This window comes from Streptacidiphilus jeojiense (genome assembly GCF_000719095.1).
In the GTDB taxonomy this organism is placed as follows: domain Bacteria; phylum Actinomycetota; class Actinomycetes; order Streptomycetales; family Streptomycetaceae; genus Streptacidiphilus; species Streptacidiphilus jeojiensis.
In genome coordinates this window covers 42,595-57,197 of record NZ_JOEH01000039.1, presented here as the reverse complement: position 1 = coordinate 57,197, position 14,603 = coordinate 42,595, and the positions used below count along the sequence as shown (strand labels likewise).

Annotated in this window: 13 protein-coding genes and 1 pseudogene; 7 read left to right on the top strand and 7 right to left on the bottom strand. The window is 74.2% G+C overall.

Features of this window, described 5'->3' with window-relative positions:
• The first annotated feature begins 2 nt into the window (after positions 1-2).
• Genes IF29_RS42785 through IF29_RS0136900 form a run of 3 tightly spaced genes read left to right on the top strand, consistent with a single transcriptional unit; the run spans position 3 to position 3,470 of the window.
• Positions 3-1,964 carry an ABC transporter permease subunit gene (locus IF29_RS42785; RefSeq protein WP_232242776.1) on the top strand — a complete coding sequence of 654 codons (1,962 nt, stop codon included), beginning with the start codon at positions 3-5 and terminating at the stop codon, positions 1,962-1,964.
• Positions 1,961-2,725 (top strand): ABC transporter ATP-binding protein, encoded by a 765-nt coding sequence (locus tag IF29_RS48240; protein ID WP_232242774.1) that lies wholly within the window; start codon positions 1,961-1,963, stop codon positions 2,723-2,725. Before IF29_RS42785 ends, IF29_RS48240 begins: the two co-directional genes overlap by 4 nt.
• On the top strand, positions 2,715-3,470 hold the full coding sequence (locus tag IF29_RS0136900) for an ATP-binding cassette domain-containing protein (protein WP_051726516.1): 756 nt from the start codon (positions 2,715-2,717) through the stop codon (positions 3,468-3,470). The genes IF29_RS48240 and IF29_RS0136900 overlap by 11 nt, the downstream gene beginning before the upstream one ends.
• Here the strand turns inward: IF29_RS0136900 and IF29_RS45535 are convergent.
• The gene (locus IF29_RS45535; RefSeq protein WP_084715443.1) at positions 3,403-4,398 is read right to left on the bottom strand and encodes a LysM peptidoglycan-binding domain-containing protein; all 996 of its coding nucleotides are present in this window, start codon (positions 4,396-4,398) and stop codon (positions 3,403-3,405) included. The genes IF29_RS0136900 and IF29_RS45535 overlap by 68 nt on opposite strands.
• A gap of 327 nt (positions 4,399-4,725) precedes the next feature.
• Between IF29_RS45535 and IF29_RS48680 the strand changes: the two genes are divergently transcribed.
• Complete coding sequence (locus tag IF29_RS48680; protein WP_269665097.1) at positions 4,726-4,851, top strand: hypothetical protein; 126 nt, start codon at positions 4,726-4,728, stop codon at positions 4,849-4,851.
• An 82-nt stretch (positions 4,852-4,933) separates the two neighbouring features.
• On the opposite strand, the pseudogene IF29_RS48235 reads toward IF29_RS48680, so the two are convergent.
• A pseudogene (locus IF29_RS48235) lies at positions 4,934-5,179 on the bottom strand (transglycosylase family protein); the annotation flags it as partial.
• 576 nt (positions 5,180-5,755) lie between these two features.
• Between IF29_RS48235 and IF29_RS0136875 the strand changes: the two are divergent.
• The gene (locus tag IF29_RS0136875) at positions 5,756-6,718 is read left to right on the top strand and encodes a hypothetical protein (RefSeq protein WP_030265137.1); all 963 of its coding nucleotides are present in this window, start codon (positions 5,756-5,758) and stop codon (positions 6,716-6,718) included.
• A 169-nt stretch (positions 6,719-6,887) separates the two neighbouring features.
• Positions 6,888-7,190, top strand: a complete 303-nt coding sequence (locus IF29_RS0136870) for a hypothetical protein (RefSeq protein ID WP_157624114.1) — start codon at positions 6,888-6,890, stop codon at positions 7,188-7,190.
• A 168-nt stretch (positions 7,191-7,358) separates the two neighbouring features.
• On the opposite strand, the gene der is transcribed toward IF29_RS0136870, so the two are convergent.
• From der to IF29_RS0136850, 4 genes are all read right to left on the bottom strand, one after another.
• Positions 7,359-8,747, bottom strand: coding sequence for a ribosome biogenesis GTPase Der (gene der, locus IF29_RS0136865; RefSeq protein WP_232242779.1), 1,389 nt, complete (start codon positions 8,745-8,747; stop codon positions 7,359-7,361).
• A gap of 218 nt (positions 8,748-8,965) precedes the next feature.
• Positions 8,966-9,688: a (d)CMP kinase gene (gene cmk, locus IF29_RS0136860; protein WP_232242773.1), complete on the bottom strand. Its 723-nt coding sequence runs from the start codon at positions 9,686-9,688 to the stop codon at positions 8,966-8,968.
• A 49-nt stretch (positions 9,689-9,737) separates the two neighbouring features.
• The gene (locus tag IF29_RS0136855) at positions 9,738-10,829 is read right to left on the bottom strand and encodes a prephenate dehydrogenase (RefSeq protein WP_030265126.1); all 1,092 of its coding nucleotides are present in this window, start codon (positions 10,827-10,829) and stop codon (positions 9,738-9,740) included.
• A 150-nt stretch (positions 10,830-10,979) separates the two neighbouring features.
• Positions 10,980-11,987 carry a DMT family transporter gene (locus IF29_RS0136850; RefSeq protein WP_084715442.1) on the bottom strand — a complete coding sequence of 336 codons (1,008 nt, stop codon included), beginning with the start codon at positions 11,985-11,987 and terminating at the stop codon, positions 10,980-10,982.
• On the opposite strand from IF29_RS0136850, the gene IF29_RS0136845 reads away from it, so the two are divergent.
• Positions 11,986-13,410: an aminotransferase-like domain-containing protein gene (locus IF29_RS0136845; RefSeq protein ID WP_030265119.1), complete on the top strand. Its 1,425-nt coding sequence runs from the start codon at positions 11,986-11,988 to the stop codon at positions 13,408-13,410. The two genes, IF29_RS0136850 and IF29_RS0136845, sit on opposite strands and share 2 nt — an antisense overlap.
• Before the next feature lie 24 nt (positions 13,411-13,434).
• Here the strand turns inward: IF29_RS0136845 and IF29_RS0136840 are convergent, their stop codons facing one another.
• Positions 13,435-14,550 (bottom strand): M24 family metallopeptidase, encoded by a 1,116-nt coding sequence (locus tag IF29_RS0136840; protein WP_030265117.1) that lies wholly within the window; start codon positions 14,548-14,550, stop codon positions 13,435-13,437.
• Positions 14,551-14,603: the final 53 nt, after the last annotated feature.

The window sequence follows — 14,603 nt, the reverse complement described above, 5'->3', positions numbered from 1 at the left end:
CGATGGCCGCCCCCCTCGCCCTCCAACTCGCCGTGGCCGGACTGTCCGTGGGCAGCGCGGCGGCGATCACCGGCATCGGCCTGGTAGTCTGCCACCGGGCCACCGGAGTGCTCAACCTGGCCCAGGGCGCCGTCGCCATGGCCACCGCGTTCGCGCTGCGCCAGTGCGTGGTGGTCTGGCACTGGCCGCGAGCGCTCGCGGTGGCCTGCTGCGTCCTACTGCTGGCGCCCGGACTGGGCTTCCTGATGGACGTCCTGGTGTTCCGTCGGCTGCAGCGGCGCCGCGCGGGCACCGCCGAGACCCTGGTCGCCGGGCTCGGCGTGTTCGTCCTGCTGGTCGGCGCCGCCACGCTGCTCTGGGGCACCACCCCCTACCCGGACGCGCCCGTAGTCGTGCCCGCCACCCCGCTGGGCACCCCGGACGGACTGCTGATCACCCTGGACACGGCGGTGGAGCTGGGGCTGGTGCTGCTGCTGGCGGCCGCCGTCGGCGCGCTGAGCCGCTGGACCGCGTTCGGTACCGCGCTGCGCGCGGTGGTGGACAACCGGCGGCTGGCCGAGCTGTCCGGGATCGACGCCGACGCGGTGGCGTCCACCGGCTGGGCCTTCGGCGCCTTCACCGCCGGACTGACCGGGGTGCTGCTGGCACCGGCCCTGCGCCTGGACCCCTACGGGCTGCCGCTGCTGGTGATGGAGACCCTGGCGGTCGCGGTGGCGGCCGGGCTGCGCAGCCTGCCGCTGGCGATCGGCACGGCACTCCTACTCGGCATCGGCCAGAGCGAACTGACGATGCTTCACCCCTCCGGAGCGGCTCAACCGCTGCTCCAGGCGGTGAGTTCGGGACTGTTCGTGGTCGCGCTGCTGGCCGTGGCCCTGCTCCCCGGCCGTCTCGCGGCCGGGCTCAGTGCGCTGCCCCCGGCCCCGACGCTCTCCGCCACGACCGCCGCGACGGTAACGGCGACCGCGACCAGTGCGGCGCGGACCCGGCAGATCGGACGCCGCTGGGCCGCAGCCCTGCTGCTGCTCGTACCGCTGGCCCTGCGCGGTGGCGATGTGCGCTCGCTGCTGCCGGGCCCCGGGCTGGCCCTGATCCTGCTCTCGATCGTCGTCGTCACCGGCTACGGCGGCCAGATCTCGCTCGGCCAGGCCGGGTACGCGGGCCTGGGCGCCCTGCTCACCGGAGCGCTGGCGGGCGGCACGATCCCCGGGCTCCCGGCGCTTCCGGCGCCCGCCGCCCTGCTGCTGGCCACCGCGGTCGCCGCGCCCTGCGGCCTGCTGGTCGGTTGGCCCGCCATCCGCCGCCGGGGCCTCGCACTGGCGCTGACCACCTTCGCGGTCGGTACAGCGATGAGTCGATTTGTCTTCCAGCAGCCCTCCCTCACCAGTGGGCTGCGCCTGGACCGCACCGGCGCCTGGGCCGACGACCGGCTCTTCTACGGCGTGGAACTCGCCCTCATCGCCGCCGCCCTGCTGGCGGTGCACGCCCTGTGCCGGGGCGCGACCGGCCGCGCGCTCGGCGCGATGCGCGACCACGAGCCCGCCGCGTACGCCTCCGGCGTGGACGTCCCCCGGTTGAAGCTGCTGGCCTTCACCGCGGGCGCGGCCCTGGCCGCGCTCGGTGGCGGGCTGCTGGGGCTCGGCGCCCAGGCCTTCGACCCCAACGCCTTCGACCCGGTGCTCGGCCTGCTCTGGTTCGCAGCGGCGGTCGGCCTCGGCGCGGACAGCGCCTCTGCGGCCGTGCTCGGGGCCATGGTGCTCACCGTGCTGGACGCCTCCACCACCGCCGGCGTCTCGGCCGCCGCGATCGGCCTGCTGGCCCTGGTCCGCGGACGGCTCGTCCACGGACGGCGCGCCGGGACCGGCGGGAGCACCGCCCCCGTACCGCCCGAACAGCCACCCCTGCCGGTCCGGCTCAGCCCGTTCGGCGAACGACTGGTCCAGCGCCTGAAGGGAGTCCCCGAGTGAGTCCGAGCCCGAGTCCCAGACCAAATCCGAGTCCGAGTCCGGCACCGCGCCTGTCCGCCCGCGCCCTGGTCCGCCGCTTCGGCGGGGTGACCGCCCTCGACCAGGTCTCACTCGACCTGCCGCCGGGCCGGATCACCGCCCTGACCGGCCACAACGGAGCCGGCAAGAGCACCCTGTTCCGCTGCCTCAGCGGAGCCGACCGACCCGACAGCGGCCAGGTGCTGCTCGACGGCCGCGACATCACCCGCCTCCCCGAGTACACCCGCGCCCGGCTCGGCCTGGCCAGGACCTTCCAGCAGATCGCCGTCTTCCCCGGCCTGAGCGTCGCCGACAATCTGCGCGTCGGCGCCGAGCAGGCGGGCCGCAGGGGACGGCTCGAAGCCGACTTCGCGGTCGCCCGCACACTGCGGCTGCTCGGGCTGGACCACCTCGCCGACCGGCACGCGTCCGGCCTGCCCACCGGCACCCTGCGGCTGGTGGAACTGGGCCGCGCGCTCAGCGCCGAACCGGGTGTCCTGCTGCTGGACGAGCCTGCGGCCGGACTGGACCGGGCCGAGTCCGAACAGCTGGCCGTACTGCTCACCGCACTGGCGGCGGACGGACTGGCGGTGCTGCTGGTGGAGCACGACCGCGAACTGGTCGACCGGATCGCCGACCGGGTGCTCACCATGTCCGCCGGACGCATCCTCCCGGCCGTATCCACATCGGCCGCATCCACACCCGCACCCGCACCGTCGGACGGCGCAGCCGATGACGCTTGAGATCGCCCTTCTCGGTGCCCGGGTCCGCCACGGCCCGCTGGAGGCGCTGCACGGAGTGGACCTGCCGGTCCCGGCCGGCCGGCTCACGGTCCTGCTCGGCCGCAACGGCGCCGGACGGAGCACCGCCCTGGACGCCCTGGCGGGCGCCGTGCCGCTCTCGGCCGGGCGGGTGCACTGGTACGGCGGCGCGCCCGCCCGGTCCGGCGCCGCCCGCGACATCACGGCGCTGGGCGCCTACGCCCGGGCCCGCCGCGGCATGACCCTGGTCCCCGCCGAGGGAGCGGTCTTCCCCTCGCTGACCGTCGCCGACCACCTCTCCCGGTCGACGCCCCGCGAGCGCGCCGCTGTCCTCGACCTCTTCCCCGAGCTGGGTCGGCTGCTCCCCCGCAGCGCCGGCACCCTCTCGGGCGGGGAGCAGCAGATGCTCGCACTGGGGGTGGCCCTTGCCCGCCCGAGCCGGCTGCTGATGCTGGACGAACCCGGTCGGGGACTCGCTCCGGCCGTCCTGGAGCGGTTGCACACCGCGCTCGCCGCCCAGGTCGCGGCGGGGCGCACCGTCGTCCTCGCCGAGCAGTCGCTGCCGTCGGAGGCCACCGCCGCGGTCGACCTGGTGCATGTGCTGCACCGGGGCTCGGTGATCTTCTCGGGCGAGCCGGGCGAACCCGGCCTGGCCGCGATCAGCGCAACCGCAGCACCGTCCCCGCATCCAGCCGGTCCGGGTCCGGGCCGATGGCGGCCCGGTTGAGCCGGTACAGCGCGCGCCAGCCGCCTGCGAGGCCGTAGCGGACGGCGATGGCTGACAGGGTGTCACCCGGACGAACGGTGTAACGCGCGGGCACCGGCCCGGGCACAGGCGTGGGCGTCGGCCCCGGGAGCGTCGCTCCCGACGTCGGCGTTGGTTGGGGACTCGGCGTCGGGCTCGGCGTCGGCTTGGGGCTCGGCGTCGGCGCAAGCGGCGGCGTCGGCGTCGGCATGGGCTTCAAGCTCGGCTTGGGCGTCGGTTTCAAGCTCGGCGTCGGCGTCGGCTTCACGCTCGGCTTGGCACTCGGCTTCAGTGTCGGCGTGGGCTTCTGACTCGGCTTAGAGCTCGGCTTCGGTGTCGGCTTGGGACTGAGCGTCGGCTTCGGCACGGGCTTCAGGCTCGGCTTGGGCGTCGGTTTCAAGCTCGGCGTCGGCGTCGGCTTCACGCTCGGCTTGGGACTGGGCTTCAGCGTCGGCTTCGGACTCGGTTTGGGACTCGGCTTCAGCGTCGGCGTCGGCTTGGGACTCGGCTTCGGGCTCGGCTTCGGCTTGGGGCTCGGCGTTGGCGTCGGCCTCAGCAGGCCCAGTTGCCGTGCGCAGGAGGGCCAGGCCTGCCAGCCCTGCTCGCGGAGGATCCTCTCGGCCACCGCGATCTGCTGCTGCTTGGTCGCCTGGTCCGGCCGGGTCGCATAGACCCTGCCGCCAGACTCGCGCCAGGTCTCCAGCGAGATCTGGACTCCGCCGTAGTAGCCGTTGCCGGTGTTGATGTGCCAGTTCCCGCTGCTCTCGCAGGCGGCGAGCGAGTCCCAGACGGCCGTGGTCACCCGGGCGGGCGCAGGCCCGATCGCCGCGCCGCTGCCGTCCGCACTGGGCACCGCCCAGAGCAGCAGCGTCGCGGTGACGACGGTCAGTGCCTGTCTGCGTATGCCCACGGCCGACGACGCTACGTCCGATCAGCACACGATCTGATGAGCCACCAGATCGGCACGCCGAAGCCTCACCCGGTCGGCCGCAACAGCCGCGCAGCCAGCACGCGCACCAGCACCGGCAACGCCGAAGGCACGGCACCCCGTGAGGGGTGCCGTGCCTTCGGTTGGAGCAGAGGCTGACGTCAGCCGATGGTCAGCACCTGACCCACGAGGATCAGGTTCGGGTTGGAACCCACGGTGCTCTGGTTCTCCTGGTACAGGGTCTGCCAGGTGGTGCCGTTCGCGGCCGCGATGGCGCTCAGGGTGTCACCGGACTTGACGGTGTAGGAGGTGCCCGAGGCAGTGGAGCCGGTGGAGGCGCTGCTGTCGGTGCTGGAGGTGGTGGCGGCGCTGTCCGAGGAGCTGGTGTTCGAGCTGCTCGAGTCGCTGGAGCTGCTGGAGCTGCTGTCCGCGTAGCTGTTGGAGCTGTTGGAGCTGCTGGAGCTGTCGGACGAGCTGGAGCTGTGCCACCGTAGGCGGCCCAGGTGGAGGCGGAGAACTGCAGGCCACCGTAGTAGCCGTTGCCGGTGTTGATGCTCCAGTTACCGGTGCTCTCGCACTGCGCGACGGCCTCCCAGGTGGAGGTGTCGGCGGCGGAGGCGCTGGTGGCGGTAACCAGACCGGCCACGGGGGCGGCGACGACCACACCGGCAAGTACGGCGGCCCGGAGGCGGCTCTTCTTGCGGCCACCCTCGGTCTCGATGGCGGCGGTGCGGGCAGCGTCGGTCTCGCGGCGGAAGATCATGAAGTCCCTCTCGACAGCCCCGGCCGGGCCCACGGGCAGCGCTTTGCAAGCACTGCTTCGTTCCATGGATCCGGTTCTGCGGGACGGGCGGCGGCACGGGGGTGTCCGCCTGGCCGTCCCGGTGCCTGCCACTCGCCGCCGGCCTGTCCTTGCGGCGGCGGGCGCACTTCCCCGGGGTGAGCCGAGGAGGCGTACAGAGGCGGGCGAACCCGGGCGGTGCTCGTTGCACCGGTCTCCGAACGTAGGCAACTCGTGCTGCACAGCCAAATAATTTGGTTTAAATGCTGATCAGAGGGGCGTTACCGGAGGTATCGATCATCGAATGCCTGGCAATTGGCACCGATTGGTCCGATATATGCAAGATCGACGGCGGGCGTCGTGGGCTGCGCCACACAGCCGGCTCAGTGAGCTGACCCACATTGTCGACCCACGGTCACCGCTGACCTGCAGGGAGTGAAATCTCGACCGGCCGTTCCCCTGCTCGAACCCCCTCAACCGTGACCTGGCGCACACCCGGTCCGTTTGTCATCACGGCTGGGGCAGCACCGCGCCGCCCCCGTGACCCAAGGAGTGTTCGTGCCGCGTTTGATCGACGTCAGCGACGAGGTCCGTGCCGAGATCGGCGACGACGAGGCGGACCGCCTGCTCACCGGAGTCACCGCCCCGGACCGATACGACTGCACCTCATGCCGGGCACCGGGCGATGTCACTGTGGAGCCGACGGCGACCGTGCTCTTCGTCGGCGAGGAGACGGCAGTCCTCGCCTTCGCCCATTCCCGCTGCATCCCCTCCCAGGTGGTGCCGGTCGCCGAGGAGCAGTTGCTCGGCGCGGTGCGCAGCATCGGCCAGACCGCTGGCGGCGCGGCCCCCGGCAGCCCCGAGCAGTCCCCCTACCCGTACCCGGCCGAGTTCCAGCCGGAGTTCCAGACCCAGCCGCACACCGGCCCCCAGGGCGGCTTCCCGTCCGCGGCCCAGCAGGCCCAGCAGGCCCAGCCGCAGGCACCGGCGCAGCCGCAGGCCCCCGCCGCCGTCCCCTCCCCGCGGCAGCAGGACGCCGCCGTCCTCGGCGTCACCTGCGGCCTGGTGCTCAGCCAGGAGGGCCCGTACGCCGGAGTTCCCCGGGCCGCGCTGGTGGTGGAGCCCACCGGACCGGTCGGCCGTCCCGGCGACGAGTCGGGCGTGGACCACTTCGCCGAGATGCTGCTGGACCACGGCTTCGGGCAGGTCGCCGATGTCGAGCAGCCGCCGCAGCAGCTGCCGGGCTGGTCGGTGCTGATGGCGATGGGCCAGCTGCACGCGATCCTGCAGCCGGCGCCCCAGGGCGGCGGCACCATCGCCTGGTGGCAGGCGCACGTCCCGCTCCAGGTCACCGAGGCCTGGCGGTCCGCCGCCACCCGGCAGGGCGAGGTGCTGATGTACGCGGCCCCGGCCGGGAGCGTTGGCCGCCAGCCCCGGGAGGACCTGCTGCGGCAGGCGATGGACGACGCCGCCCGGCGCGGGCTGCTGATCGGCGCCGTACTGCCGCTGGCCGGGACCTGACCCCTCCGGCAGCACGCCGGCAACACGTCGGCAGCCCTCCAGCAGCCCTCCGCCGACCTCCGGCATCCCTCCGGCGCGCGTCCTGCCCCACGCGCTCCGGGGACGGACCACTCTCCACCTGTCGGCCGCCGCCCCGCATCCCGCGGGGCGCCCGGTCGTTGGCCATGACGTGCAGACTTCTCGCTCCTTCCCCCCGCCCCGCTGGGCCACCGGCCATGTGCCGACGAGCGCCCCGCTGATGCCCTCCCCGCGTTCGCACGAGGCCGAGCCCGCCTCCAGCACGCCCATCTACGACGCGCTGTACTCGGAGTTCCGCCGGCTCTTCCGGGCCCTGCCGGGGGACCGCTCGGGAGAGGAGGAGCTGCGCTTCACCGGCTTCGGCCACTACTACGCGGGCAGCAGCGAGTACGCCGCGCAGGGCGGGATGGGCCGCCACCGCAGCTACCTCTCGCTGCCGCCGGGCCGCGGCTGACGCCGTACGGCCCACGGCCCGCCCCCGGCCCGCGCGGCCCGCGCCCCGCGGAATCGACCGCCGCGCACCGCGCTGGCGCCCCGGCGGCATGCAGCAGGGCCCCGGGCGACTGCCGCCCGGGGCCCTGCTGTGACCGCCGTCCTGCCGTGACCGCGGCGCCTGCTCCTTCTACTTCTTGCGGCCGCGCTTCTCCCGCACCCGCACGCTGATGGAGATCGGCGTGCCGACGAAGCCGAACTCCTCACGCAGCCGGCGCTCGACGAAGCGCCGGTAGCCGGCCTCGATGAAGCCCGAGGCGAAGAGCACGAAGCGCGGCGGCTTGGCGCCGGCCTGGGTGCCGAACAGGATCCGCGGCTGCTTGCCGCCCCGCACCGGGTGCGGATGGGCGGCGACCAGCTCGCCGAGGAAGGCGTTCAGCCGGGCGGTGGGGATGCGGGTCTCCCAGCCCTCCAGCGCCGTCTCGATCGCCGGGACCAGCTTCTCCATGTGCCGGCCGGTCAGCGCGGAGACGTTCACCCGGGGCGCCCACTGGACCTGGACCAGGTCCTGCTCGATCTCCCGCTCCAGGTAGTAGCGGCGCTCCTCGTCGAGCTGGTCCCACTTGTTGTAGGCGACGACGACGGCGCGGCCGGACTCCACCGCCATCGAGATGATCCGGGTGTCCTGCTCGGCCAGGGTCTCGCTGGCGTCGATCAGGACCACCGCGACCTCGGCCTTCTCCAGCGCGGCCGAGGTGCGCAGCGAGGCGTAGAAGTCGGCGCCCGCGGTCTGGTGCACGCGGCGGCGGATGCCGGCGGTGTCGATGAACTTCCAGGTCTTGCCGCCGAGCTCGATCAGCTCGTCGACCGGGTCGCGGGTGGTGCCGGCCAGCTCGTTGACGACGACCCGGTCCTCCTTGGCGACCTTGTTCAGCAGGCTGGACTTGCCCACGTTCGGCCGGCCGATCAGCGCGACCCGGCGCGGGCCGCCGAGCGGCTCGCCGCCGAAGGTCTGCTCCGGGGCGGGCGGCAGCTTGTCCAGGATGGCGTCCAGCAGATCGCCGGAGCCGCGGCCGTGCAGCGCCGAGACCGGGTACGGCTCGCCGAGGCCCAGCGACCAGAGCATCGCCGCGTCGGCCTCGCCGGACAGTCCGTCCACCTTGTTGGCGCACAGCACCACCGGCTTGCCGGACTTGCGGATCAGCTTGACCAGGGCCTCGTCGGTGTCGGTCGCGCCGACGGTGGCGTCCACCACGAACAGCACCGCGTCGGAGGTCTGGATGCCCAGCTCGGCCTGCGCGGCGACCATGGCGTCCAGGCCGAAGACGTCGATCTCCCAGCCGCCGGTGTCGACCAGCCGGAAGCGGCGGCCGTTCCAGGTCGCCTCGTACTGGACCCGGTCCCGGGTGACGCCCGGCTTGTCCTCGACGACCGCCTCGCGACGGCCGATGATGCGGTTGACCAGGGTGGACTTGCCGACGTTGGGGCGGCCGACGACGGCCAGCACCGGCATCGGGCCGGCCTCCGACAGGTCGCCGATCTCCTCCGCGTCGAAGCCCTCCTCCGCGGCGAGGGCCATGAACTCGGCGTAGTCCGCCGGGTCGATACCGTCGACGTTGCCGGCGGAGCCGTCGAGCCCACTGGTGCCGGCGTTGCTGCCGACGTTCTCGTTACTCATGGTGCGGTGCCAACTCTCGTTCGTCAGACGCCCGGGAGGGCGCGCAAAGCTTCGGGGTGCTGCGTGGACCGGCCGGGCCGGTCGCAGCGGGCCCGGCAACGGCCGGGCTCGGTACGGGGCTAGGCCCGGACGGTTCGGGCGCGCTGCCGCACCAGGCCCAGGATGTGGCCGATGACCTCTTCCGGGTCCATCTCGCTGGTGTCCACCTCGATCGCGTCGTCGGCCTTGGCCAGCGGCGAGGTGGCCCGCCCGGAGTCGGCGGCGTCGCGGCGCTCGATGTCCGCGAGGATCGCCGCCACACCGGCCGGGTCGGCCACCCCCAGCTGCGCCGCCCTGCGGGTGGCGCGGGTGGTGGCGGAGGCGGTGAGGAAGACCTTGAGGTCGGCCTCGGGGAAGACCACGGTGCCCATGTCGCGTCCCTCGGCGACGATCCCGCGCGGAGCGGCGGCCGCCGATCCGCGCTGCAGGTCGACCAGCCGGGTGCGGACCTCCGGGACGGCCGAGACGGCCGAGACGGCCGCGGTGACCTCCGGGCCGCGGATCGGCCCGGAGACGTCCACGCCGTCGACGGTGATGGTCGGGCCGTCGGCGTCGGTGCCGGAGAGGATGACCGGCTTGGCCGAGGCGTTGGCCACCGCCTCGGCGTCGTCGACGTCCACGCCGTTCTGCAGCAGCCAGTAGGTCATCGCCCGGTACATCGCGCCGGTGTCGAGGAAGCTGAGGCCCAGCCTGGTGGCGATCTCACGGGAGACGGTGGACTTGCCGGTGCCGGCCGGGCCGTCGAGGACGACGATCACCGGGGCATCCGAACGGTCGCCGCTCGGTGCAGTGTGGTGGGCCACGGTGAAGGATCCTCATTCTTCTCGACGCAATCAGGGGTCTCCCCCAAGGTTACCGGTCCGAACGCACCCGCCAGCCCCGCTCCTGCAGCGCCGCCGTCAGCACACCGGCCGCGGAGGGCGCGACCATCAGCTGCACCAGTCCGACCTGCTGCCCGGTGGAGTGCTCGATCAGCACGTCCTCGATGTTCACCCCGACCCGCCCGGCCTCGGCGAACAGCCGCGCCAGCTCGCCCGGCTGGTCGCCGATGGCGACCACGACCGTCTCGTAGCGGGTGGGCGGCGCGCCGTGCTTGCCCGGGATCCGGGCCCGCCCGGCATTGCCCCGGCGCAGCACGTCCTCCACGGCGGTCGCGCCCTGCTCGCGCTTGGCCTCGTCCGCGGCCTGCAGCGCGCGCAGCCCGGCGACGGTCCCGTCGAGGTCGGCGGCCAGCTCCTCCAGGATGTCGGCGACCATCCCGGCGTTGGCGCTGAGGATCTCCACCCACATCAGCGGATTGGAGCCGGCGATCCGGGTGGTGTCCCTGATCCCGGGCCCGGCCAGCCGGACCGCGTTCTCCTCGGCGTGCTCCAGCCGCGCCGCCACCAGGCTGGCCAGCAGCTGCGGGGTGTGCGAGACCAGCGCGACGGCGCGGTCGTGCGCGGCGGCGTCCATCACCACCGGGACCGCCCCGCACAGCGCCACCAGCTCCAGCGCCGCGTTCAGGGTGTCGGTGTCGGTCTCCGGCGTCGGGGTGAGCACCCAGGTCCGGCCCTCGAACAGATCGGCCCGCGCGGCCAGCGGCCCGGTCCGCTCGGCCCCGGCCATCGGATGGCTGCCGATGTAGTGGACGGTGTCGCAGCCCAGCGCGGCGATGTCGCGGCGCGGACCCGCCTTGACGCTGGCGACGTCGGTGTACCAGCGGGCCAGGTTCTGCCGCTGGCAGTCGGCCAGCACCGTGGCGATCATCGCCGGCGGCACCGCGATGATCGCCAGGTCCACCGGACCCTCCGGCTCCTCCACCGTTCCGGCCCCCAGCGAGGCCGCGGTTCGGGCGGCGTCGGGGTCGGCGTCCCGCAGGTGCACCGTTATCCCGCGGGCGCTCAGCGCGAGCGCGGCGGAGGTACCGATCAGTCCGGTGCCGATCACGGCGGCGGTGCGCATGGCGGGATACGTCCTCGGGTTCAGGGGGCGGGTGCGGCGCGGGTTGCGCTCCCCATGATTCCGCATGGCCGGGCGGGGCAGCGAGTTCCGCGCGTGCGGACCGGGTCGGAGGCGCAGACCGACCCGGTCCCTGCTGCGGCGTCAGCGACCCTAGCTCTGCCGACCGCCATTCGAAACGGCGGGTTCACCTGTCGAGACTGCCGGAGCGACCGGACGGGCGGCCGCCCCGGCCCGCTGGGTGGTGGCGATGCAGCCCAGCACCAGTACCGCCGCGACCAGCGCGGACAGCGGCAGCCGCTCGCCCAGCAGCAGCACCGACCAGAGCAGCGTCAGCAGCGGCTGGGCCAGCTGCAGCTGGCTGGCCCGGGGCACGCCGATCGCCGCCATCCCCCGGTACCAGACCACGAAGCCGCCGAACTGGGAGACCGCCGCCAGATAGCCGAGGCCGACCACCGAGTGGACGCTCAGTCCGACCGGTTCCACCGCCAGCGCGACCGCGGCGGCGAGCGCGGTGAGCGGCAGCGCCGCCACCACGCCCCAGCCGATCACCTGCCAGCCCGGCATGGACCTGGCCAGTCGGCCGCCCTCGGCGTAGCCCACCGCGCACACCAGCAGCGCCGCCAGCAGGCACAGGTCGGCGCCGGTCGGACGGCCGTGGTTCTGCTGCAGCGCGAAGGCCGCCACGACCGCGGCCCCGGCCAGCGCCGCACCCCAGAACCAGGGCGACAGCCGGGTCCGGTTCCGCGCCGCCGACACCACCGCGGTGGCCAGCGGCAGCACCCCGATGACCACGGCGGAGTGGGCCGATCCGGCGGTCTGCAGGGCGAACGTGGTGAGCAGCGGGAAGCCGACCACACAGCCCAGCGCCACCGCCGCCAGCCCGCGCCAGTGCCGGCGCTCGGGAACCGGCACCCGCCCGGCGCGCAGGCAGCCGAGCGCCAGCAGGCCCGCCAGAACGCCGCGGAGCCCGGTCACCGTCCACGGGCCCAGGCCGTGGCCGCCGTCCAGCGCCCAGTCGGTGGCCGGGAAGCTGAAGGAGAAGGCCAGCACCCCCAGGGCGGCGAGCAGCACCCCGCCGCCGGAACCGCTACTCGACCCACCCGCGGAACTGCTACCGGATATCCGACTCTTCACCGTAGCGCTACCATGTTCTCTCATGAACGATAGTAGCAGTGTGGCCGATCTGGCGGACTCGCTGCGCCGCGAGCTCCAGCGCTACCCGGACGGGCAGATGCTCCCGTCCAGCCGCGCCCTGATGGCCCGCTACCAGGTCGGCCCGGGCACCGTCTCCCGCGCGGTCGCGGTGCTGGCCGCCGAGGGGCTGGTGGTCTCCCGTCCCGGCGCGGGCGTCTTCCGGGTCCGCCCGCACGACGGCCCGGACCGGCGCGGCGGGGACCTGTCCTGGCAGCAGGTGGCACTCAGCGCCGGCCGGGGCGAGCGCGCCGTGGACGCGACCGGGGTGCTGGCCACGCTGACCGTCCCGCCCGCCGAGGTGATCGACCTCAGCGGCGGCTACCTGCACCCCTCGCTGCAGCCCGAGCGCGCCCTCGCCGCCGCCCTGGCCAGGGCCGGACGGCGCCCCGGGGCCTGGGGCCGGCCGCCGGTCGAGGGGCTGCCGGAGCTGCGGGCCTGGTTCGCCGCCGACATCTCCGGCCCCTCCCAGGCCCTGGGCGCGGCGGACGTCCTGGTCGCGTCCGGCGGGCAGAGCGCGCTCAGCACCGCACTGCGGGCCCTGGCCGCGCCCGGCTCCCCGGTGCTGGTGGAGTCGCCCACCTACTACGGCATCCTGGCCATCGCCCGGGCCGCCGGGCTGCGCCCGGTGCCGGTCCCGCTGGACGGCGACGGCGTCCGCACCGACCTGCTCGCGGACGCCTTCGCGGCCACCGGCGCCCGGGTCTTCGTCTGCCAGCCGCTGTTCCAGAACCCGACCGGGGCGGTGCTGGCACCCCAGCGCCGGACCGAGGTGCTGCGGATCGCCCGCGCCGCCGGGGCGTTCGTGGTCGAGGACGACTTCGCCCGCAGGCTCGCCCACGCCGACGCGCCCCCGTTGCCGCTGCCGCTGGCCACCGACGACCCGGACGGCGTGGTGGTGCACATCCGCTCGCTGACCAAGGTGACCTCGCCGAGCCTGCGGGTGGCTGGACTGAGCGCCCGTGGCCCGGCGCTGGAACGGCTGCGCGCGCTCCAGGCGGTGGACAGCTTCTTCGTCTCGCGCCCGCTCCAGGAGACGGCCCTGGAACTGGTCGCGGCCCCCGCCTGGCGCACCCATCTGCGCACGGTCGCCACCGCGCTGCGGGACCGCAGGCAGGCCCTGGCCGTACCGCTGCACCGGCATCTGGCCGGACCGGCCCCGCTGGGCAGCTACCAGCTGTGGCTCCGGCTGCCCGACGGCGCCGACGAGACCGCGATCACCGCCGCGGCCTTCCGCGCCGGCGTCTCGGTCACCCCCGGCCGCGCCTACTTCCCGGCCGAACCCCCGGGCCCGCACCTGCGCGTCAGCTTCGCCGGCGCGGGCGGCGTCCAGCAGCTCGCCGAGGGGGCGGAGCTGCTCAACCGGGTCCTCGCCGGAGGGACGCCGTAGCCGCCCCCGCTGCGGCCGCAGGCCTCAGAGCACCCGCAGCTCACGCGAGGTCAGATTGAGGCGCTCGCCACCCGTTCCGGTGCACACCGCGATGTCCTCGATCCGGGCGCCGTACAGCCCCGGCAGGTAGATGCCGGGTTCGACCGAGAAGGCCATCCCCGGCTCCAGCGGCCGGGCCGACCCGGCGACGATGTAGGGCTCCTCGTGCGTCTCCAGGCCGATCCCGTGGCCGGTGCGGTGGATGAACTGCTCCCCGTACCCGGCCTCGGCGATGATCTCCCGGCCCACCGCGTCCAACCGCTCCGCGGTGATCCCGGGGCGGATCGACTCGCACTGCGCGGTCTGTGCCGCCAGCAGCACCCCGAAGGCCCGCAGGTAGTCGGCCGGCGCCTCGCCGACGCAGTAGTCGCGGGTGGAGTCCGAGCAGTAGCCCGAGGGCATGGTGCCGCCGATGTCGACCACCACCGGCTCCCCGGCCCGGATCACCCGGTCGGACACCTCGTGGTGCGGGCTGGCCCCGTTCGGCCCCGAGGCGACGATCACGAAGTCGACCGTCTCGTGGCCGGCCGCCAGGATGGCGTCCGCGATGTCCCTGCCGACCTCACGCTCGGTCCGTCCCGGCCGGAGCCAGTCGCCCACCGCCGCGTGCACCGCGTCGATCGCCGCGCCCGCGGCCCGCAAAGCCTCGATCTCGGCGGCGGACTTCCGCATCCGCAGCGCCCCGAGCACCTCGCCGGCCAGCGCCTGCTCCACCCCGGGCAGCGCGTCGCGCAGCGCCAGCACCTTCTCGGCCCACATGTGGTTGTCCACGCCGACCCGGCGCGCGGACCCGCCGATCCGCTCACCGATCAACCGGTACGGGTCCTCGGTCTCGCGCCAGCCGACGATCTCCAGGTCCAGCGCCCCGGCCGGCGACGCCTCGGCGGCCGGCTGCTCCAGCAGCGGCACCACCAGGAACGGCTCACCACTGGCCGGAGCGACCAGGCAGGTCAGCCGTTCCAGCGGCAGCGCCTGGTACCCGGTCAGATAGCGCAGATCCGGTCCGGGCGTAACCAGCAGGGCGTCCAGGCCCGCAGCGGCGGCGGCCTTCTGTGCGCGGACGATCCGGTCGGCGGGGTACAGCTCAGCGTCATGGGCCATGCGGCCCAGTCCACCATGCGGTCCGGTCCGCTGCCAGTCTGCGCAAGGGGTGA